Origin of the sequence: Gracilibacillus orientalis (genome assembly GCF_900114645.1) — a bacterium.
Lineage (GTDB): Bacteria > Bacillota > Bacilli > Bacillales > Amphibacillaceae > Gracilibacillus > Gracilibacillus orientalis.
In genome coordinates this window covers 108933-129135 of sequence record NZ_FOTR01000009.1, presented here as the reverse complement: position 1 = coordinate 129135, position 20203 = coordinate 108933, and the positions used below count along the sequence as shown (strand labels likewise).

Genomic DNA, 20203 nt, shown 5'->3' with positions numbered 1-20203 from the left:
CGCTTCGGCAGAATACTTCGCTTTCACCCAAGGCTCGCGCTATTCCCGTAGGAGTCTGCGTATTCTGTCTACGCTGGTAAGGATTCACTGATGATTGAAAGGATAAAATCCCTGGAATATACATCTTTGGGATTTCTTCTCCCTTCATTAGAAAACCTACTCTAAGCTGCGGAAAAATGCGAGACTCCTGTGGGAAAGGAACAGTCTGAAGACCCCACAGGCAGTGGTTTTCTGCCGAGGAGGCTGAGGCGTTCCCCGACGGCATAGAAAACACTACGAAAGCGATCTTTGCTTGAGTTGATGTTGTACTTGTGCCCTTGGGTGAAAGGGAGTATTTTTCCGCAGCGACGAAATTAGCAGTCCTCTCCAGAAGAATGGAAGAACATCTTACTAAAAATGAATTTTCATTAGTTCACAGTTTGTATCGATTTCGATTCAGAGCTAGGCAGGCTTGTTTTTAATCATTTATGTGCTGCTACAGGTGTAACATTTGGTGCTTTCTCATGTGCCAGCATTGGTTCAGCTACGCGTTTGCGGAAAAATTGAATGAATGGACCGGTGAAAAAGGCGAGTATAATCGTTGCTACTCCAACTATTGCCCCAAATGAAAAACCGATTGCCACACATAGAATATCCGTTGTAATCCTCGCAATGGGGAAAGATATTTTATTTTTGGATATCTTCTCAATTACGAAAGCTAACGCATCATACGGTGAAATTCCTAAGTTCGGCGTAATATATAAAGCAACACCCAAGCTTGCAAAAATAACAGCTATTGCTACTAAAGCAATGCGAATGGCAAGGATAGACATATCATCAAAGAAGATGCCATAACCAAAGACAATAAAATCAGATATAAAGCCAATTCCCACCATATTCACAATAGTCCCGATGCCAATTAAACTTCTATAATAAAGAAATACAACCACAAGTAAAAGGGGGTTAAATATCAACTGATAAACGCCAAATGAGATACTTAAAAATCCGCTTATTCCAAGGTTTAATGTTGAATAAGGATCTGTCCCCAAAGCGCTAATTCTTAACAGTGCGACAGCAATCCCGATAAACAAGTTACCAATAAGCACCATATTAAATCTTCTCCATGTCATCGCTTTCATGTTGTGTCTCCTTTTGTTATCTATATTTAAAAAGATCAAATCTTTCATATTTTAAAATAGTAGTTGTCCAAAACATATTATAGCGGAAATATTTAGATATAGATAGGTCAAAATGTCAGGAAAACTGTTTAATTATCAGGATTTAAAAGTAGTTCAGCAGAGTGTTGACAAAATGTCAACACTCCTTTATCTTTAAATATAGGTTTTAAAAGAGGTGGTCTAAATATGTCAACAAATTATGCGACGTTCATAAAAGAAGCATTAAAAGAAAGCAACAAAAGCATGCGTCAATTGGCAAATGAAACAGGAATTAACGTTTCTACGATCTCTAGAATTATTAATGGAAAGAGAAAAGCCAGATTAGATCATCTAAAAGCAATTTCACGAAGTTTACATATTCCTTTATCAGACTTAGTAAGTTCTGATGAACGTAGCGAGTCAAACCAGCCAGTATCTTTTCAACATGTACGTGCTCTAATCAAGCAAATGAAATTGCCTGTAAAAGATTTTTCAGCTGAAAGGTTGAAGAAAAGTTTACAAGAGTATCAGCGAGAAAGTAGCACAGTAGAAGGTAGAAATTCTATTTTGCACAAATTCAGGTCAAAAATGGATGCATTAGGTGGACAAGGTCCGTATATACAACAGTTAGAGTCTATGTATCAAATATTTAAAGAAAAGAAAGCATCTAAAAACGATCTTTTATTGATAGGAAGCGCATTATTTTACTTTATAGCATCGATGGATATGATTCCGGATTATTTATTTCCTATAGGGTATTTAGATGATGCATTAGCTGTACAGTACGTTATGCAATCTTTATCAATGAAGCAGTAAAAAAGGACGAGACAAATGACAAAGAAACCCACATTCGATTATTTTATATTCTTTATTTTAATCGGCTTATTAGTGATTAGTCTGTTAGCTGTTTACAGTGGTACAGGTCAGTACACAGATGGACAATCATTTCATTTTGCCAGGAGACAGCTTATTTGGTACATCATCAGTATCGCCATCATGATTGCGGTTGCCTACTTTGATTATGACTTGCTTGAAAAGTGGGCGATATATTTATATATGTTGGGGATTTCTTTACTTATTTATGTTCGTTTTTTTGGTGTTGAGCGGAATGGTTCTCAAAGATGGATAGACCTTGGGTTTATGGATCTGCAACCATCCGAATTAATGAAGATTTTTTTAGTTCTTTATCTAGCATCGATTTATAAAAAAGTTGGTAAAGAAAGATTATCCTTTTTCAAAAGTATTCCACTTGTTCTAAAAACCGTTATTGTTTTGGGAATACCGTTTATTTTGATTCTAAGGCAACCAGATTTGGGATCTGCTCTTTTAATTGCAGTGGCAGCTCTAGGTCTATTATTTATGTCGAGTATAGGCAATAAAATGGTTGCTTGTGTTATTTCGGTACTTATTTCGGGCACTGGATTATTAATATATTTATTTACTCAACATGAGGAATGGATAACTACTTTTTTAAAGCCGCATCAATTAGGGCGAATTTACAGCTGGATCAATCCTACCGAATATACAATGGATTATGGCTATCAATTAAAACAAGCTGTGTTAGGGATTGGAGCAGGACGATTCACAGGAGCAGGATTTAACCAAGGTTATCAAGTCCAAAGTGGTCGTGTGCCTGAAGCACATACTGATTTTATTTTTGCTGTAATAGGTGAAGAATTTGGATTTATTGGTGCAAGTATTTTAATCGTCCTATATTTTTTACTCATTTACCGCATCATAACTATTGCGTTAAAAACCGATGATTTATTCGGTGTTTATATTTGTGTTGGGATCACTACACTCATATCATTTCAAGTCTTCCAGAATATCGCGATGACGATTGGCTTAATGCCTGTAACAGGAATTGCACTGCCTTTTATTAGTTATGGTGGAAGTGCGTTAATCACCAATATGCTTGCGTTAGGTTTGGTTCAAAGTATTTATGCGCGGTCTAAGGATTATATGTTTTCGTCAGAGAATGATTTGGCTGCATAAGGGGAGTATACGATGAAACGCATGAGAAATATAGACTTAACATTATTCATTGTCCTTTTGTTATTCGTAATATTTGGTATCGTAATGGTATATAGTGCAAGCTATCCTTATGCATATATCCAGTTTGATAACGCAGAATACTATTTTCACAGACAGTTATTTTGGGCTGTTATCAGCAGTTTGTTTTTAATAGGTGCTATTGTAATTCCTTATCAAGTATATGGGAAATTAAGTCCTTTATTTGTAATGCTTACTTTGGCTACTTTGGTTCTCGTTTTGATACCTGGAGTCGGAGTGGAGCGTAATTTTTCAACAAGATGGATTTCAATCGGTGGTTTTTTATTCCAACCAGTTGAGTTTGCAAAATTAGCAATGCTTATTTATTTCGCCTATTTTTATAGTCGAAAAGAAGCCTATATCGGGCATTTCGGTAAAGGAGTTATCCCGCCAATTATTATCTTGGCAATTATATTTGGTTTGTTATTGAGGCAACCAGATTTAGGTTCTGCAACACTTATACTATTTTCCTGCGTTATGATTTTGTTTTTCACAAGCATTCGATTTCGTCATCTATTTTTACTAGGAAGTTTAGCGGTATCGGTATTTGTTTTCTTTGCAATGATGTCCCCCTATCGGATAGAACGGATTACATCTTTTCTCGATCCTTTTGCTGATGCGCAAGGTACAGGATATCAATTAGTGAATTCTTATATATCGATCCATACAGGCGGAATTACAGGAAACGGATTAGGAGGAAGTGTTCAAAAGCTCGGTTATTTACCAGAAGCACATACAGACTTTATTATGTCAATTATAACGGAAGAGTTAGGCTTGCTAGGTGTTATTGCCGTGTTAAGTTTCTATTTCTTTCTTTTTATGAAAGGGATTCGTATTGCAATAAACACGCGAGATGAATTTGGTAAGCTGTTAGCAATCGGTATTACCTTTCAAATCATTGTACAAGCTATTATCAATTTAGGTGCGATTTTGGGGATGCTACCAATTACCGGTATTACATTACCTTTTATTAGTTATGGTGGTTCATCATTACTGATAACAATGGTATCTGCGGGTATTCTATTGAACATTTCCGCCTCTTCTAATAAAAATGTTGAACAAGAGGGTTGAGACTCTCTTGTTTTTTATACTCTATCATCCTACTGAAGAACGGCATTAAAAAGGAGTCTTATCGTGGAACTGAAAGGCTAAAGAAAAACATATACTTACTAAAATGGAAGCATAAAATATCAGACTATTGTAAACAATAAAACAAACTACTATTTTTTATTTTTCACCATATATAAACTTTTAGTCATGATCGGCGTTTCTTAAGGATATACATATTATCGTAATGGAGGTAGGTCTACGATGAAAAAATGGATCTTTAGTGCCGTTTTACTTGCGATGATAGCTTGGGTCGTTGTCGATGTTCTAACAGATAATAAGGTTACAGAGGCAGATAATATCGGTTTGGAAATAGGAAACATGGCTCCGGATTTTGAATTGGAAACATGGAGTGGTGAAACAGTGAAATTATCGGATTATCGTGGTGAGCCGGTAATGCTTAATTTTTGGGCAACTTGGTGTCCGCCATGCCGGGAAGAAATGCCAGATATGCAAAGGTTTTATCAGGATACTGGGATGAATATTTTAGCGATTAATTTGACGAAAACAGAATCTAATATGGAGGATATTGATCCGTTTGTAGAAGAGTATGATTTAACATTTACAATACCATTGGATAAGAAAAATATCGTAGGGGATCGTTACCAAATCCGCCCTGTTCCTACTACCTATATGATTGACTCTGATGGTATCATTCAGTTTTATGTGTTTGGTCAGCTTAATTATGATCAGATGATGCTGGAATATAATAAATTGAAATAGGCCGAAGCACAAGCTAACTTCGTGGCCTATTTCTTTTTGTTTCCTATTGTTACAAGGTAATAGGAAGTCATCCAAGAAGCAATCGGAATTACGAGGGCAACACCCATTCCAGCCGTGAAGATGGTAATCATTTCGTCACTAAATACCTTGGCATTAATAATTTCACTAAATGAGTAAGACAAATCTTTAAACCATATCAGCAGCCCCATATAACCTCCAAAAAAAGCAAAGAACAGTGTGTTTGTACTTGTGCCTAATATATCTCTGCCGATCCTTATCCCTGCCAGAAATAAATCTTTTCTGGTGATCATCGGGTTATGGTGATGAATTTCCCGCATTGGTGAGGTAATTGAAATAGCTGTATCAACAATCGCTCCGATCGTACTCATTATAATCACGGACGCAGCTACTTTTATAAAATCAATTCCGATAAATAAGGAGAAGGTCATCAGTTCTTCCGATTCTTCTGCGCCAAATCCTTGAATCATCGACTTTTCAGTGATGATAATGATGAAAAAGAATAGAATCAGAAGCGTAATAATGGTAGAAAAGAAGGCCATTGTCGTTTTACTGTTAACATCATTGATATAAAAAAGACTGATTGCACTAATGAAAGCACATGCCACTAGTGTTAACCAAATTGGATTGGCGTTGGGATCGTTCATCACTAAAATCGTAATAATAAGCACGCCAAAATTTAAAAATAAGGCAATAAACGATTTCACCCCTTTTTTTCCACCGACAATAGCCATCAACACAAATAATATGATCGATAAAACTACTAATACATTCATGTTCTCGCCCTCTTTCTCTGAATAAAGAAAATCGACGTATAGATAGCAATAGGAATCGTCAGTACAATACCAATGCCACCTGCTAAAGCACGTGCTAATTCAATAGAAAGATTCATCGATAATGTGAATCCGAGTGGTGATGCGTTCTTGAAGTATAAAAGTAGCATCGGAATCGAACCACTTACATAGGCAAAAAATAATATATTGGTCATCGTCCCCATAATATCTTTTCCGATATCTATGCCAGAAGCTTTGAGCGTCTTCAAATTTATCTGGTTATTTTTTTCATAGAGTTCAAAAATAGAAGATGACATCGTGATGGCGACATCCATCACAGCCCCTAATGATCCGATCAACAGACCTGCCATAAAAACAGTTTGCGGATTTCGACTGAGAAATGACATTTCTTCATAGCGTAATCCCTGTTCACCTGTCACAAATAAAGCTAGATAGGCAATCAACAAGGAACTTAATGTACCTAGTAAGGTCGCGATAATCGCTGTGTATGTCTTTTCATTCATGCCATTAACCATCAGTAACGATATCACGGTAAAAAGCACGATGCTAATGCCACAAATGATCAGTAGACTGATATCGGAGTTTTGTAGATATATATCCAGTGCGAATGACAAAATCACTGCATTCACAGCTAAACTGATAACCGATAAAAGGCCTTGTTTTTTACCAACTGCCAGCAAAACAATGATGAAAAGCCATGCCACTAAGATGAGATACTTATCACGTTTTACATTTTCAATGGTTCCAGTAAATGTGGAATCATCAATTGTTACAAATACTTCATCACCAGGCTGAAAGGCATGGTCATAGGCATGTGAGCCCGAATATTCGTTGGTAATGTCGATAGTTTCCCCTTTGTATGAACCGTTTTTTACTGTCGCTGTTATTTGCTGAGTAACAGTAATATCTTGATTTTGATGTTGATCAACTGTTTCTGTTCTGTCCGTTTCGGTAGCTCCTGTCACTTTGGCAATCGGCTGGTCGTAGAATGCATGATTATAATTGACAAAAATAATCGATCCGATAAAGCTTGCCACTATCAAAAAGTATATAAAAAGCTGCTTTTTCGTTTGTTTTTGTATCCATGTTTTCAAGTTATATCACTCCAACAAATGATAAGTATACGATTCTATTATGATAACACGATTTAATAAAAAGATAATCCTAGAAGGAAGATGATTTTCGAGAGGGGGAGCTATAACAGTTCTGTCTTGTGTCATTCAAAACCAATCTCCGATAGCTGATCTTCATTCTTGTCTTACTCCATCGTCTATTCTACATTTATCTATTAACAGGGTCAGAAGAGAAGGCAAGTGTCGATTTTGAATTATTATGTTAAAGTAGAAGGAGTGAAGCATTAGGAAGGGTTGGAATCAATGAGCAAAACAGTAGTAATAGCAGAAAAGCCATCTGTTGGCCGTGACATAGCACGAGTATTGAAATGTAACAAAAAAGGAAACGGTTATTTTGAAGGAACAAAATATATTGTAACTTGGGCACTTGGTCATTTAGTAACATTAGCTGATCCAGAAGCCTATGATAATAAATATAAAACATGGAAGCTAGACGAATTGCCAATGTTGCCAGATCAACTGAATTTAGTCGTGATCAAAAAAACAGGCAAACAATTCCAAGCAGTTAAAAGCCAAGTGATACGTAAAGACGTTAGCGAGATAGTGATCGCAACAGATGCAGGAAGAGAAGGTGAACTAGTAGCTCGCTGGATTTTGGCAAAAATACGAGCGAACAAGCCTGTCAAAAGATTGTGGATATCTTCCGTAACAGATCAAGCCATTAAACAAGGCTTTCAAAACTTAAAGCCAGGAAAGCAATATGAAAATTTATACCAAGCAGCAGTCGCACGTTCAGAAGCGGACTGGTATGTTGGCTTAAACGCGACAAGAGCATTAACAACCAAATTTAATGCACAGTTATCAAGTGGTCGTGTTCAGACACCGACATTGGCGATGATCGCCTCAAGGGAAAAAGAAATTAAGCAATTTAACCCGAAAAAATATTATCAAATCAAAGCACGTACAAAAGACGGAATCACCTTAACATGGCGAAATGCCAAGGGAGAAACGCGCTCTTTTGATCAATCAAAGGCAAAAGAGCTCCAAACTCGGTTGCAAAACAAACCATTAACTGTCACTAATATCGACAAAAAAAACAAAAAGAGCTATGCACCAACATTATACGATTTAACCGATTTACAGCGGGATGCGAACCGGATATTTAGTTTTTCGGGGAAACAAACATTATCGATTATGCAGAAGCTTTATGAACAGCATAAAGTATTGACCTATCCACGTACTGATTCTAAATATATTTCCACAGATATTGTACCAACATTAAAGGAAAGAGTTGCAAGCTGTGGAGTAGGTCCTTACGCAACGGCAGCAAACAAAATTAAAAAACAACCGATTAAAGCACACAAATCATTTGTCGACAATACCAAAGTTTCTGATCACCATGCTATTATCCCGACTGAGGAGCCGGTTTATTTATCGAAGCTATCAGATCAGGAACAAAAAATATATGATCTGGTTATTAAACGTTTCTTAGCAGTGTTGCTACCGCCTTTTCAATTTGAGCACATACAGTTAACTGCAGAGATAGCAGGAGAAACATTTACAGCTACTGGAAAAAATGTAATCGATCAAGGCTTTAAAGCAGTTTATAACACTGATGAAAATGATGACGACGAACAAAAAATCAATAATATTAAAGAAAAACATGTCTGGGATAAACCTGTCTTATCAATGATCGAAGGTGAAACAAAACCACCAGAACGTTTAACGGAAGGTACATTATTGCAAGCAATGGAAAACCCGGCGAAGTTTTTGGAGCAAAATGAAAAACACGCAACAAAAACTTTACAAGCAACTGGCGGATTAGGAACTGTTGCTACAAGAGCGGATATTATCGAGAAGTTATTTAACACCTTTTACATCGAGAAAAAAGGTAAGTATTTATATCTGACGTCCAAAGGTAAACAGTTACTGGACCTCGTACCAGCTGATTTGCGTTCACCAATGTTAACGGCTGAGTGGGAGAAAAAACTGAACCAGATCGCTAACGGTCAATTGAAGAAAGCAGCTTTTATCAATGAAATTAAAGACTATACAAAAGAAGTCGTACACCAAGTGAAATCAAGCGATGTGAAGTATAAACACGATAATATGACGGGCACGAAATGTCCAACGTGCGGCAAGCTTATGTTAGAAGTCAACGGCAAGAAAGGCCGTATGCTTGTCTGCCAGGATCGTGAGTGTGGAGAGCGTAAACCGATTGCCAAGAAGACAAATGCCCGCTGTCCAAAATGCCATAAACGAATGGAATTACGTGGACAGGGAGAAGGACAAGCCTTTTCCTGTGTTTGTGGATATCGCGAAAAACTATCCTCATTCCAAAAACGAAAAGATAAACAAGGGAAAAATAAAGCAACCAAACGAGATGTGAATAAATACATGAACAAACAGGACGAAGACTTTACCAACACTGCATTAGCAGACGCACTTGCAAAATTGAAGAAAAAATAAAGTAAAGTGGCGGAAACTAACCGCCACTTTTTGCATAGGTTTTATAATAATTGATCTGTATGTTAACGTAGATGGTAACTAATTTAAATTAGTAAATACAGGATATTTCATACAATTATATCCAGATAGGGACTTTGGTCGCTTCAGTAGCAGTTGTTGTACTACTCAGATCAAATAACACTGGGAGTGAATGGGGTGCACATATTCATGAGGGTGTATAACAAATGAGACAGAAGAAATTCCCGGAAGTTGTCATAGTAGGCTTAGTTGCTGGGTTAATCGCAGTCATACTTTCTTATTTAGTAGAGAATCGCTTCTTATTTGCTGTACTAATTTTTTTTGAAATATTATTACTACCAAAACTTTTCACATTCTTTTTTCGTAAATATAATATGTGAAAAAAGGTTTTATTTTGAACAACATGGGTCACTACAGGTGTTCCTTGCTGTTTTTTAAGAAATTAATAATCATTCTTAAGGAATGTTTGTTAAGTATGGAGAAAAGCCTATACACTTTCTAGGCAAGTCCCACTTGCACATTGGTAAAAAGTATAATATAGTAAAAATACATTTATATTGTATTTTTTTCCACCTAAGAAAATCAAAGTAAATAAATGTTTCAAAATTGAAAAATACGCCTCAAGTCTTACTTCAAAATATATCCACAGCCCATTATCCAAACCGATAAGACAAACTATCATAAAGAGATGGAAGGAGGGGGTGAAGTTGAAAAAAGTTTATCTTCTTTTTACAGATACGGGAACGTTTTTATCACAAATGATTAATCTGTGTACAAAGTCAACATTAAATCATGCCTCGATTGCTTTTGATTCATCTTTAACAGAAGTGTACAGCTTTGGGAGAAAGAATCCATATAACCCTTGGATTGGCGGATTTGTAAGAGAAAATTTACGCACTCCTTTTTTCAGCCATGCCAAATGCGCGATCTATCAATTAACGATACCTGATGATACATATTATGTATTAAAACAGAGGATCGAAAAGATGGAAGCTGAAACAGATCAATATCACTATAATTTGTTAGGATTATTCGGTGTCCTCTTTAATTTGGAATGGCAAAGGGAACACGCTTATTTCTGTTCGGAGTTTGTCGTTACTATCTTAAAAGAGGTAGGGCTTTATATCGACGAGAAACCGGCATGTCTGGTAAAACCACAAGATTTAAAAGAATGGAAAGCGTTAGAGTTAATTTATCACGGTGATTTGCCTGCCTACCTACTGCAACACGGTGGTTTTGAAGTGAAAGCACCTATATGGGATAAAATTTATAGTTAATAGCAATTATTATTTTACTATTTTTGTAAGAGCCTTAATTAAGGCTCTTTTTTTTCGGCTAAAAACTCTCCATTAGATATTTTTATTATCCCTATTCCAATTGTTACAACATTTGCCTATCTTTTCATAGAATATCTTGAGTAAACGTTTAGGAGGAAAAGAAGATGTATCCATATTATCATTACGGTTATCCGTATTATCAAATGTATGCAGATGATATCCGTCAAAACTTGATCAATGGGCAGGCGACTTGGACAGAAGGCGGAAATGTAATGCAATGTAATATACCGTGGTCTCATAATCAATACATGACAGTGGCTGTTAGCACTAATTCTCGATATCAGTGTGGGCAAACCATTAAAGTAAGAAATCCGCAAAATGCTAGAGAAGTTATTGTTACGGTTGTTGATACAGTGCCTAATGCACCAGCGACAAGATTAAATTTACATCGCAGGGCATTTGAGGCATTAGGTGCAAACCCTTCTGTAGGTGTACTTTCTATTCAATTTCAACCATCTCCGGAATTGGAGCAAGTCAAATGGGGGAAATATTTATTAGGGGTAATACAGACTGCTTACCCAAATTATAATGTGAGAGATTATAATTTTGTGGAAAAAACTCAACCAGCACAAAATCAAGTAAGAGAAGTCTATGATTATTCCTTACAAAACTCCCAGGAAAGGATAACAGTAAGAGGAACTGTATTATACAACCCGACAACAGAACGCGTTATTTCCTTTGATATAAAAGAACGATAACCCTACATCAGCACCTTTCTTTTTGAATGTATATAATCTTTTGACAAATAATTTGATGTCATTTCTCCCATTTTGTTGGAGATGATTGTTAGTCCAACGCTGCGGAAAAACACTCCCTTTTACCCAATGGCACAAGTGCAACATCTACTCAAGCAAAGATCCGCTTTCGTAGTGTTTTCTATGTTTCAGCCAGGGGACTACTTGAATGGGCTTCTTGGATCCCTTGCTTGCGCCGAGGAAGGACACTACGAAGCGTTACTAGAAGACACAGGCGCATCACGGGGGTTTTCAGATTGTTCCTTTCCCACAGGAGTGTCGTATTTTTCCGCAGCTTCATATGGTTTTATAATTAAGTGAGAAGAAATCCATGAGATGCATATTCATGGATTTTATCCTTTCATCATCTCATCATCAGAAAATCATTATCAGCGGAGGCAGAATACGCAGACTCCTGGGGGAATAGCGCGAGCTGAAGATCCCACAGGCAGAGGGTTTCTGCCGAGGAAGCTGAAGCCGTGCCCCCGGAAAGCGAAGTATTCTGCCGAAGCGGTGACATACCACATGGAAGAAAGTCACTCTATAGAAATTTTCATTGGTTCGCAGTTTTTATCTAGTGAGAACACCGAAGGGGCGCGTGTAATGCCCGGTTTTCTTTAGAATTGTTATATATAATTCCAACCTAGTCTTACACAAAATACGCCTCCGGTCTTAGTCTAAAATATATCTGCAGCCCATTACCCAAAACGGTGAGACAAGCTATTATTAAGACATGGAAGGAGGGAACGCAATTGAAAACATTTCTACTTATCAGTTTAGCTGTGATCGCCTCAATCATCTTACTAGCAAACCTAGGCCCGATGATTATGCTTGTAATTAGTGTGGTGCTTGCTTATTACGGTGTGAAGCAATTTATCTTAGCGAATACCACCGGAAAAAAAGTCGGTTGGGGAATTGTGATTTTAATCGGTGTTTCAATGTCATTGTCTAACATACCAGCACTAATCGGTGTGGTTGCTTTGGTTGTACTATATTACAGCTATAAAAAATATCAGGAAGAAAAAGAACATCAGGATTACTTAGATTGGGACAAGCTTTAAATAAAAACGAGGAGGAATTTAACATGTCAAACCTATTTACACGTATTAAAGATTCGGTGAAGGCAGATTTACATGAGGCAATGGATCGAAAAGAGGAGAAAAATCCGATCGCACACGTTAACCAGTACATCCGAGAGTGTGAGGTAGAAGTAAAGAAAATCAAGCGATTGGTTGAGAAACAATATGAAATAAAACAGGATATTGCAAAAGAATTAAACCACGCAAATATGATGGTCGAAAAACGTAAACGTCAAGTCCAATTAGCAGAAGAAATGGAAGAAACAGAATTGTTGGAAGAGGCAAAAACAGATTTAGAGCAATTCGAGGCACGTGTTTCCCACTTAAATGAAATGTCCGATAAGTCAGTCAAAGATCTAGAAATGCTGGAGACAAAATACGTCCAAATGAAACAGAAATTAAAAGATCTTTATGTAAAGCGACTGGAATTACGAAGCAGAGAAAACATTGCTCGTACAAAACAAGGGATGAACAAAGTGCTGGAAACGGAACTAGTATCTAAAAGCGCCTCAAAATTTGCGGAGCTTGAAAGCTACATTGAACGCATTGAACAACGTGTCCAAACAGATTCTCGCTTGCATACTTTAGATGCACGCTTTCAAGAATTAGAAAAAAAGGCTACAACAACTAACTAAAAACATGCTATCCTATAAAGGTGCAGAAAATCCTGCACCTTTTATTACATGTTAGGAAAGTGTAAAATTTAAGCATAGATGACTAATTGAAATGACGAAAAAAAGTTTTCGTTAACGATAAAAAATTCACAAAAGGGGGCCTGCTCATATGTCAAAAAAACCAAATAATGATCTATTAAAGATTCTATTAACAATCGGTTGTGTGTTTTTGCTTGTAGAATTTATTTTTATGGATGCTGGCCTCCTTTTTCTTATTGCATTAGGGGCAGTAGGAATGTATTTCGGAAGACGTTCTTTTCAAAGCACCACTGGTAAAACGCTTTTCTGGGGTGGTGCATTCATTGTTTTTGTTGCTGTTATCAATACGTTTGTGATTCGATTCTTTATTTTTGCTATTATTATTTATTTGATCTGGCATTGGTACCAACAGAAGCAAAAGGAGCAACAACCGCTACCTAACTATATTGATATGACAGAAGAAACACTGTACGAGGACCGTGTCATTCAAAATAAATGGTTTGGTAAATACCATACAACTCAAAACGGCTTCTCCTGGCAGGACCTGAATATTCAATCAGCATTCGGTGATGTGGCAGTCGATTTAAATGATACGATGCTGCCGAAAGAAGAATCAATTATGGTCATACGTCACCTTGCTGGAAAAATTGTCATTATTGTTCCATATGATGTAGAAGTTACGATTGATCACTCTGTCGTATTTGGTGATATCGAAGCATTTGATCATGAGGAGAAAAATGCTTTTAATCGTCACGTTCAACTACAGACCAAAGACTATCATAGCTCACCTCAAAGGGTAAAAATCTTTACCCAAATGATTGCTGGAAAGCTTGAGGTGAGAAGAGGATGAAATTATATACTAGAATGATCGCAACTGGGTCTATGTTTGCATTGTTCCTGCTCATCATTTTGAGTGTATTTTATTATCTGGCATTTCCAATCGAAAATTGGCAATTACTATGGACGACAAAAGTCTTAGAGATTCCATTTGTCGTTATGCTGCCGACTGTCACGATTCTTTTTGGTACGATTATCGGTATTATCATTGCTGCTATCTGGCAACGACGTATTCAGTTTTTAGAAAACAGTTTAACCGGATTGCTTAAAAATCAATCTTTTTCAGATCCTGTATCCTATGAAGAAATGAATCATGTGCTCAGTCGGTTAAAAGAAGTACAGCAATACATTCAAGATCAGACAAAACGGACCCAGAAATTAATCGATGAAAGAGCAAGTGCACAGGAAGAGACGATTAATCGGGTTATTTCCGAAGAGCGAAACCGTTTAGCAAGAGAGTTACATGACTCTGTCAGTCAGGAGCTTTTTGCTGCTTCTATGCTTGTTTCTGCTGTGATTGCATCTAATAAAGAGCAAAAAGAAACAACAACTAAGCAACTACATCAAATCGAAGCAATGATTCAACAGGCACAATTAGAAATGCGTGCTTTGCTATTGCATTTGCGTCCGGTCTTATTAAATGATAAATCATTAAATGAAGGAATGGAGCAACTACTGGAGGAGCTCCACGCCAAAGTACCAATGGATATATCCTGGCGTTTGGAAGAAATTAAAGTGAACAAGGGAATTGAAGATCAGCTCTTCCGAATTTTACAAGAAGCTATCTCCAATGCATTAAGACATGCTAAAGCTTCTGCAATCGATATCTTATTAATTGAACGGGATGATTTTTTAATTCTGAGAATTGTCGACGATGGTATCGGATTTAATGTAGAGGAGAAAAAAGAAAGTTCTTATGGGCTCACTAATATATATGAGCGAGCGGCAGAAGTTGGTGCTCGTCTCAACATGGTAAGTCTAACAAATGAAGGTACAAAAATAGAAGTACGTGTTCCATTAATCAGTGAAGAAGGTGAGAAATAATGATACGAGTATTATTTGTTGATGATCATGAAATGGTGCGAATCGGTGTGAGTGCTTATTTGACAACACAGGGTGATATCGATGTTATTGCGGAGGCGGATAATGGTCAAAAAGCAGTGGAATTAGCTCTGGAACATAGACCGGATGTGATTTTAATGGACTTAGTTATGGATGGGATGGATGGTATCGAAGCAACACGCCTGATCATTGATAAATGGCCGGAAGCGAAGATTTTAATTGTTACTAGTTTTATTGACGATGATAAAGTCTATCCTGCATTAGAAGCTGGTGCGACAAGCTATCTATTAAAAACTTCGAAAGCAGATGTGATCGCCAAAGCCATTCGCGATACCTATGCAGGCGAATCTGTTCTTGAAAAAGAAGTGACAGCTAAAGTGATGGCAAAATTCAGTAGTCGAAGTTCTCAAGCATTACATGAAAGTTTAACAAAACGGGAGATGGAAATCCTTTTATTAGTTGCCCAAGGAAAGACCAATCAGGAAATTGCTGACGAACTGTTTATTGCGCTAAAAACTACGAAAGTCCACGTCAGCAATATTTTAAGTAAGCTGGAAGTGCAAGATCGTACACAGGCGGCTGTTTATGCCTATCAAAACGGATTAATTGAAAATGGTAGCTAGGTCCAAATAGTGAACAAAAAAAGCAAGGATTGTCTACCTCGCCTAATTATAATCCTAAAGTATTATTCGGCACCTTAATACGGAAAGAAATATTATCCTTTACTAGATCAATTTGCTGTGCTCTTATATGGAAATTACTTCTTAATTCCATTTGTGTTATAGCGATATAAATTTGTTCTTCTTTTGGATTGATCGTAATCCATTCAGGTGTTTCTACACGACTGCTAACATATTGCAAAATACGGTCCTGTGGTAAGCGTAATAATCCTAGGGACATCCCGGTAGACTGGAGGATGATGTCACCATTTTCCTGTACGATCGGTTCAAACGAAATGTTTACTGGCACTTCTGTTGAGAAAGCTTCAACAGTCCCCATCATATGGACTTCTTCATCTAGCCGGAGTGAATATTGTATGTTTGCTGGCTTCGGTAATTTCTCAATATAAGCATTAACTAACTCATTTAGGTTATCTTTACTTGAGCGGATCGTAAATTCCGCCCCTGATTCCTCTTCAAGAAATACTTTCTCTGGTGGTTCCGCACCGGGTACCGGCCAGAAAATGAAAAGTACAATCCCGACAATCAGGAGAATGTTAATGGAACCTAAGGTAACAAATAGCTTTTTCCAATTGGTTATTTTTTTCTCTTCCATTATTGTCATCCTTTAATTTTGAACTTCTTGTAGATCATTCTCTAAATAAGTTATGACACGTTCCGCCATTAATTTGTATCCTTTGTGATTCGGGTGAAAATGATCATCTGAAAAGACATTCTCTGTTTCATATTGATAGATGTCTTGCATCGGAATATAATCAACCTGCTCATATTGATTAGTAACTTGTAAGCTTTCATTATTCCAACGTGTCAAAATCTGATTTAATGCTTCAATATCACCAAAATACTTCTCAAAAGGGTTGAAAAAGCCTAGCAGATATATCTTTGCTTCCGGCTGAACAGAAATAATATGATCCATTATTTGTGATAATCGTTCACCATAAGGCCCTCGTTCGGCCATGAAAGGTTCCTCTGTCAGGTCCATAAAATTATCCTTCATAATTTGCATAACATCATTTGCGCCAATGGTAATGAGTACCATATCTGCTTTTTCTAAGGATTCATTAATCTCAGGTTTCTCTTGTAATCTTTTTAACAAATGATCTGTACGATTCCCTCGTTTGCCAAAGTTATCAAAGGTCACGTCGATATCTTGTTCGTCCAATCGTTCATCTAAAACCCCTATATAACCGCCATTACCTGCCTCATCACCAATGCCTTGGGTTAAGGAGTCGCCAATTGCGGTAATATGTGTATCTTTTTGGAAGAAGTTAAGTGCCTCCCTCACTGCATTGCGTACATTTTCGGTAATGGAACCTTTTTGCTCTTCGGTTGTTTCTGCTTCTGTGGTTGTCTCTTCTGATGGTTCCTCGTTAGGTTGAGAAATAGAATCCGTCGTTTCCTTAGTATCTGTTTGGGAAAGCAATAGAAAGATAGCCGTTCCAGCAGCGAGGATAAATATAATAAAAATGAACACCTTTTTGCTCATCATAAACACCTACATTAAAAAGTCTCTTACTTGATTATACCCGTCTTTTATAATTGTTAAAAGAAAACAAGCAAAACATAAAAGCCATAACCTGCGCATTGCACTTGTCGTTACATTCTTGTGGTAAGATACTTTGTGTTAAAGGTTATGCAATTCAATGGATTAAAATGCTTGTTTTGTATAATGATATGTATTGTATCACAACAAAGAATTTAAGGTAAATAGGAAAATATGCTGTAAACACAACAATAAAACCGCAAACCATTAAAAAGGTCTGCGGTCTTATGTATATATATTTATCTTGGGGAGATAAATAACGAAATTCAGGGAGAAAGATTATTCTCCACGGCGTAAGCGATCTGCTTCTTGGAACGGACATTTATTTTCAACAACAATTTGACCGTTTGCTTCCGCCTTATCTTTAGTTGTAGTATCTGTTTGCTCTTTGGCAAACCAGACAATTTTTGCTTTATCAGTATAGGCTTTTGCTGCTTCCTTACTGTCGGTGATGAATAAAATATCAATATCACCTTCTGCAGCATTTGCCGGAGTTATTTGATAACCTAATTTATTCAACTTACTTAGTGCTTCTGAACCTTCAATGTCACCTGCTACTGCAATGGTTTTCGGACGGATTTCTCCATCTTCACGAGCTAAAGGAGAAGAAAGTGCCCATGCAATTGCTTTATTGGTATCTGGTGTGATGGTTGGTTCACTGTTTGTTGCTTTTGCAATAGACTGATCAAGGTCTGCAATAATATCATCCGCTGTTTCAATTCCGACAGATAAACGAATTAATTCTTCTTTAACACCGGAAGCTTTTAATTCTTCTTCATCTAATTGCTGGTGTGTAGTAGATGCAGGGTGAATGATTAATGATTTTGCATCTCCAACATTGGCTACATGAGACCATAAATGAACATTATCTATCACCTGACGACCTATTTCTTTTCCACCCTTTATACCAAAGACGATGATAGAACCAAAATGGTTACACAAATATTTTTTTGCTATTTGGTGTGAAGGGTGGTGTTCAAGTCCAGGATAAGAAACCCATTCTACTTGCGGATGGTTTTCCAAGTAATTAGCGACAGCTTTTGTGTTTTCGCTATGACGCTCAATACGTAAATGTAACGTCTCCAATCCTTGTAAGAAATAAAACGCATTTTGTGGGCTTAATGATGGACCAATATCTCGTAATAATTGCACCCGTAATTTAATCGCAAATGCAGGTGGTCCAATATCAATCCCAAAACGGATTCCATTGTAACTCTCATCAGGTTCGGTAAATCCAGGGAATCGTTCGCTATTCCAGTTAAAACGACCACTATCTACTACGACTCCACCGATCGATGTACCATGACCACCAATCCATTTCGTTGCGGAGTGTACAACGATATCTGCACCCCAACTAATTGGTTTACATACATATGGTGTTGCGAAGGTATTATCAATCACTAGTGGAACGCCTTGTTCGTGTGCGATATCAGCGACTGCTTCAATATCAAACACATTCAGACTTGGATTGGTGATCACTTCACCAAAAACTGCTTTTGTTTTTGACGTAATCGCAGCACGGAAATTTTTCGGATCTGTTCCATCCACAAATTTTACGTCAATACCGTATTTGGGCAATGTTTTATTAAATAAATTATAAGTACCACCGTATAAATTACTATCGGCAATAATTTCATCCCCGGCATTGGCGAGGTTTAAAATGGCTAATGTGATAGCAGACGCACCAGAAGCTGTACCGACAGCTGCTACGCCATCTTCTAACAGGGCAATGCGTTGTTCGAATGCATCAACCGTAGGATTCATAATACGAGAATAAATATTACCCATTTCTGCTAAAGCAAATAAATTTTGTGCGTGGTCCGTATCATTAAATACATAAGAAGTTGTTTGATAGATCGGAACGGCACGAGCATTTGTTGCAGGGTCGACTTGTTGTCCACCATGTAATAGATTTGTTTCACTACCTGGAAACTGGAACGAATTTGTCATTATGTACCCTCCTCATTAAAATAAAAAACCCCTTCTTAACGAAAGTAAGAAGAGGTTGAAAATATTAGTTGTCCTCCTCTTATCTCTCAGGTAAAACCTGTAGGATTTAGCACCATTCCAATTTGATGTTCAAATTGACGGTTGCCGGGCTTCACTGGGCCTATTCCCTCTGCCACTCAAAATAAGAGTTACTGCTATGCAATTGAATTGTTCTTATTATAAGTTATATATTGGTAATCGTCAATAAAAAATCAGAATATTAATAAAATTTAACAGGAGGATCATTTCTTGCCCATATGCATAAAATAAAGTGGAGAATTTTATACGATGAACGAACGTCCGTAAGTAATGGAGGCTAGCATGCTAATACATTTCGTTAGCCATAAAAAATTCCACTGCTGATTTCAATGAAAAGGAGTGACCCAAATGTCACAAAAAGGCGGAATGCCGGAATGGGGAGAAGATTTAATCAAAAAGTTAGATGCCTTTCTCTACGAAAAACCAACTCGAAACGTCATGGAAACGATTGATAGTTTTTTTGAACAAGCAAAAGTACCGAAACAAATTCCTGTTGATGTTGCAGAAACCGAACAAGAATGGATTGTCCGCGTCGATTTACCCGGTCTTAAAAAAGATCAAATACAACTGCGTATAGTTGGTAATCAAATTACGATTATGGTGGATCATCTTGAGGAAACCGAACAGCATGAAGACTCGTATCATTATTACCATAAAGAGAGAAGGCAGCATCGTAACCAGCGCACCGTTACATTGCCATATGCAGTTGATAAGAAAACGGCCAAAGCAAGCTTTCAAAATGGGGTATTAGAAATTAGAGGTCCTAAAACTGAAAAAGATAATGGTTCGATTATGATCGACTAAGCTGATAGCGATTGCTATTAGCTTGATCATAATTATGCTATATTAATAGTGTGTGT

General features: G+C 37.1%; 20 protein-coding genes and 1 riboswitch. Of the genes, 14 read left to right on the top strand and 6 right to left on the bottom strand.

Translation table 11 applies throughout. From position 1 onward, the window contains the following. Window positions 1–461 precede the first annotated feature (461 nt). Window positions 462–1118, bottom strand: coding sequence for a YczE/YyaS/YitT family protein (locus BM121_RS15970; protein WP_091484654.1), 657 nt, complete (start codon window positions 1116–1118; stop codon window positions 462–464). A 225-nt stretch (window positions 1119–1343) separates the two neighbouring features. On the opposite strand from BM121_RS15970, the gene BM121_RS15965 reads away from it, so the two are divergent. The 4 genes from BM121_RS15965 to BM121_RS15950 all read left to right on the top strand — a co-directional run bounded on the left by BM121_RS15965 (window position 1344) and on the right by BM121_RS15950 (window position 5018). Beyond that, window positions 1344–1952 (top strand): helix-turn-helix domain-containing protein, encoded by a 609-nt coding sequence (locus tag BM121_RS15965; RefSeq protein WP_091484653.1) that lies wholly within the window; start codon window positions 1344–1346, stop codon window positions 1950–1952. A gap of 15 nt (window positions 1953–1967) precedes the next feature. Continuing rightward, a complete protein-coding gene (gene rodA / locus BM121_RS15960; protein ID WP_091484652.1) occupies window positions 1968–3131 on the top strand; it encodes a rod shape-determining protein RodA in 1164 nt (387 codons plus the stop codon). 12 nt (window positions 3132–3143) lie between these two features. Further along, window positions 3144–4259, top strand: coding sequence for a putative lipid II flippase FtsW (gene ftsW, locus BM121_RS15955; protein ID WP_091484651.1), 1116 nt, complete (start codon window positions 3144–3146; stop codon window positions 4257–4259). 240 nt (window positions 4260–4499) lie between these two features. Then, the gene (locus BM121_RS15950; RefSeq protein ID WP_091484650.1) at window positions 4500–5018 is read left to right on the top strand and encodes a redoxin domain-containing protein; all 519 of its coding nucleotides are present in this window, start codon (window positions 4500–4502) and stop codon (window positions 5016–5018) included. Window positions 5019–5044: 26 nt separating this feature from the next. Here BM121_RS15950 and BM121_RS15945 read toward each other — a convergent pair whose 3' ends face one another. After that, window positions 5045–5812, bottom strand: a complete 768-nt coding sequence (locus BM121_RS15945) for a YibE/F family protein (protein ID WP_091484649.1) — start codon at window positions 5810–5812, stop codon at window positions 5045–5047. Next, a complete protein-coding gene (locus tag BM121_RS15940; protein WP_091484648.1) occupies window positions 5809–6924 on the bottom strand; it encodes a YibE/F family protein in 1116 nt (371 codons plus the stop codon). Before BM121_RS15940 ends, BM121_RS15945 begins: the two co-directional genes overlap by 4 nt. Before the next feature lie 282 nt (window positions 6925–7206). Here BM121_RS15940 and BM121_RS15935 point away from each other — a divergent pair, with 282 nt between their 5' ends. From BM121_RS15935 to BM121_RS15895, 9 genes are all read left to right on the top strand, one after another. Continuing rightward, window positions 7207–9372 (top strand): DNA topoisomerase III, encoded by a 2166-nt coding sequence (locus BM121_RS15935; RefSeq protein ID WP_091484647.1) that lies wholly within the window; start codon window positions 7207–7209, stop codon window positions 9370–9372. A 224-nt stretch (window positions 9373–9596) separates the two neighbouring features. Next, the gene (locus tag BM121_RS22160; RefSeq protein WP_175495463.1) at window positions 9597–9770 is read left to right on the top strand and encodes a hypothetical protein; all 174 of its coding nucleotides are present in this window, start codon (window positions 9597–9599) and stop codon (window positions 9768–9770) included. 327 nt (window positions 9771–10097) lie between these two features. Continuing rightward, window positions 10098–10667, top strand: coding sequence for a hypothetical protein (locus BM121_RS15930; protein WP_091484646.1), 570 nt, complete (start codon window positions 10098–10100; stop codon window positions 10665–10667). A 164-nt stretch (window positions 10668–10831) separates the two neighbouring features. Further along, window positions 10832–11425 carry a DUF3889 domain-containing protein gene (locus BM121_RS15925; protein ID WP_091484645.1) on the top strand — a complete coding sequence of 198 codons (594 nt, stop codon included), beginning with the start codon at window positions 10832–10834 and terminating at the stop codon, window positions 11423–11425. A 788-nt stretch (window positions 11426–12213) separates the two neighbouring features. Then, window positions 12214–12522 (top strand): lmo0954 family membrane protein, encoded by a 309-nt coding sequence (locus tag BM121_RS15915; protein ID WP_091484643.1) that lies wholly within the window; start codon window positions 12214–12216, stop codon window positions 12520–12522. A gap of 23 nt (window positions 12523–12545) precedes the next feature. Then, window positions 12546–13175, top strand: coding sequence for a PspA/IM30 family protein (locus tag BM121_RS15910; RefSeq protein ID WP_091484642.1), 630 nt, complete (start codon window positions 12546–12548; stop codon window positions 13173–13175). A gap of 148 nt (window positions 13176–13323) precedes the next feature. Further along, window positions 13324–14043, top strand: a complete 720-nt coding sequence (liaF, locus tag BM121_RS15905) for a cell wall-active antibiotics response protein LiaF (protein WP_091484641.1) — start codon at window positions 13324–13326, stop codon at window positions 14041–14043. Continuing rightward, on the top strand, window positions 14040–15074 hold the full coding sequence (locus tag BM121_RS15900) for a sensor histidine kinase (protein ID WP_091484640.1): 1035 nt from the start codon (window positions 14040–14042) through the stop codon (window positions 15072–15074). The genes liaF and BM121_RS15900 overlap by 4 nt, the downstream gene beginning before the upstream one ends. After that, entirely contained in the window at window positions 15074–15715 is a 642-nt protein-coding gene (locus tag BM121_RS15895) for a response regulator (RefSeq protein WP_091484639.1), read from the top strand. Before BM121_RS15900 ends, BM121_RS15895 begins: the two co-directional genes overlap by 1 nt. A 46-nt stretch (window positions 15716–15761) precedes the next feature. Here the strand turns inward: BM121_RS15895 and BM121_RS15890 are convergent, their stop codons facing one another. From BM121_RS15890 to BM121_RS15880, 3 genes are all read right to left on the bottom strand, one after another. After that, on the bottom strand, window positions 15762–16367 hold the full coding sequence (locus BM121_RS15890) for a YpmS family protein (RefSeq protein ID WP_091484638.1): 606 nt from the start codon (window positions 16365–16367) through the stop codon (window positions 15762–15764). A gap of 12 nt (window positions 16368–16379) precedes the next feature. Further along, a complete protein-coding gene (locus tag BM121_RS15885) occupies window positions 16380–17258 on the bottom strand; it encodes a GDSL-type esterase/lipase family protein (RefSeq protein ID WP_091484637.1) in 879 nt (292 codons plus the stop codon). Between the two features lie 336 nt (window positions 17259–17594). After that, complete coding sequence (locus BM121_RS15880) at window positions 17595–19265, bottom strand: PLP-dependent aspartate aminotransferase family protein (protein WP_091484636.1); 1671 nt, start codon at window positions 19263–19265, stop codon at window positions 17595–17597. Window positions 19266–19341: 76 nt separating this feature from the next. Next, window positions 19342–19453, bottom strand: a riboswitch (SAM riboswitch). Window positions 19454–19691: 238 nt separating this feature from the next. Here BM121_RS15880 and BM121_RS15875 point away from each other — a divergent pair. Continuing rightward, window positions 19692–20147: an Hsp20/alpha crystallin family protein gene (locus tag BM121_RS15875; RefSeq protein ID WP_091484635.1), complete on the top strand. Its 456-nt coding sequence runs from the start codon at window positions 19692–19694 to the stop codon at window positions 20145–20147. Window positions 20148–20203: the final 56 nt, after the last annotated feature.

Excerpts from the sequence above, each read along its gene's own strand:
- liaF (WP_091484641.1), top strand. The coding sequence starts at position 13,324 with ATGTCAAAAAAACCAAATAATGATCTATTAAAGATTCTATTAACAATC.
- BM121_RS15970 (WP_091484654.1), bottom strand. The coding sequence starts at position 1,118 with ATGAAAGCGATGACATGGAGAAGATTTAATATGGTGCTTATTGGTAAC.
- BM121_RS15935 (WP_091484647.1), top strand. The coding sequence starts at position 7,207 with ATGAGCAAAACAGTAGTAATAGCAGAAAAGCCATCTGTTGGCCGTGAC.
- BM121_RS15890 (WP_091484638.1), bottom strand. The coding sequence starts at position 16,367 with ATGGAAGAGAAAAAAATAACCAATTGGAAAAAGCTATTTGTTACCTTA.
- BM121_RS22160 (WP_175495463.1), top strand. The coding sequence starts at position 9,597 with ATGAGACAGAAGAAATTCCCGGAAGTTGTCATAGTAGGCTTAGTTGCT.
- BM121_RS15950 (WP_091484650.1), top strand. The coding sequence starts at position 4,500 with ATGAAAAAATGGATCTTTAGTGCCGTTTTACTTGCGATGATAGCTTGG.
- rodA (WP_091484652.1), top strand. The coding sequence starts at position 1,968 with ATGACAAAGAAACCCACATTCGATTATTTTATATTCTTTATTTTAATC.
- BM121_RS15965 (WP_091484653.1), top strand. The coding sequence starts at position 1,344 with ATGTCAACAAATTATGCGACGTTCATAAAAGAAGCATTAAAAGAAAGC.
- BM121_RS15900 (WP_091484640.1), top strand. The coding sequence starts at position 14,040 with ATGAAATTATATACTAGAATGATCGCAACTGGGTCTATGTTTGCATTG.
- BM121_RS15910 (WP_091484642.1), top strand. The coding sequence starts at position 12,546 with ATGTCAAACCTATTTACACGTATTAAAGATTCGGTGAAGGCAGATTTA.
- ftsW (WP_091484651.1), top strand. The coding sequence starts at position 3,144 with ATGAAACGCATGAGAAATATAGACTTAACATTATTCATTGTCCTTTTG.
- BM121_RS15895 (WP_091484639.1), top strand. The coding sequence starts at position 15,074 with ATGATACGAGTATTATTTGTTGATGATCATGAAATGGTGCGAATCGGT.
- BM121_RS15925 (WP_091484645.1), top strand. The coding sequence starts at position 10,832 with ATGTATCCATATTATCATTACGGTTATCCGTATTATCAAATGTATGCA.
- BM121_RS15885 (WP_091484637.1), bottom strand. The coding sequence starts at position 17,258 with ATGAGCAAAAAGGTGTTCATTTTTATTATATTTATCCTCGCTGCTGGA.
- BM121_RS15880 (WP_091484636.1), bottom strand. The coding sequence starts at position 19,265 with ATGACAAATTCGTTCCAGTTTCCAGGTAGTGAAACAAATCTATTACAT.
- BM121_RS15945 (WP_091484649.1), bottom strand. The coding sequence starts at position 5,812 with ATGAATGTATTAGTAGTTTTATCGATCATATTATTTGTGTTGATGGCT.
- BM121_RS15875 (WP_091484635.1), top strand. The coding sequence starts at position 19,692 with ATGTCACAAAAAGGCGGAATGCCGGAATGGGGAGAAGATTTAATCAAA.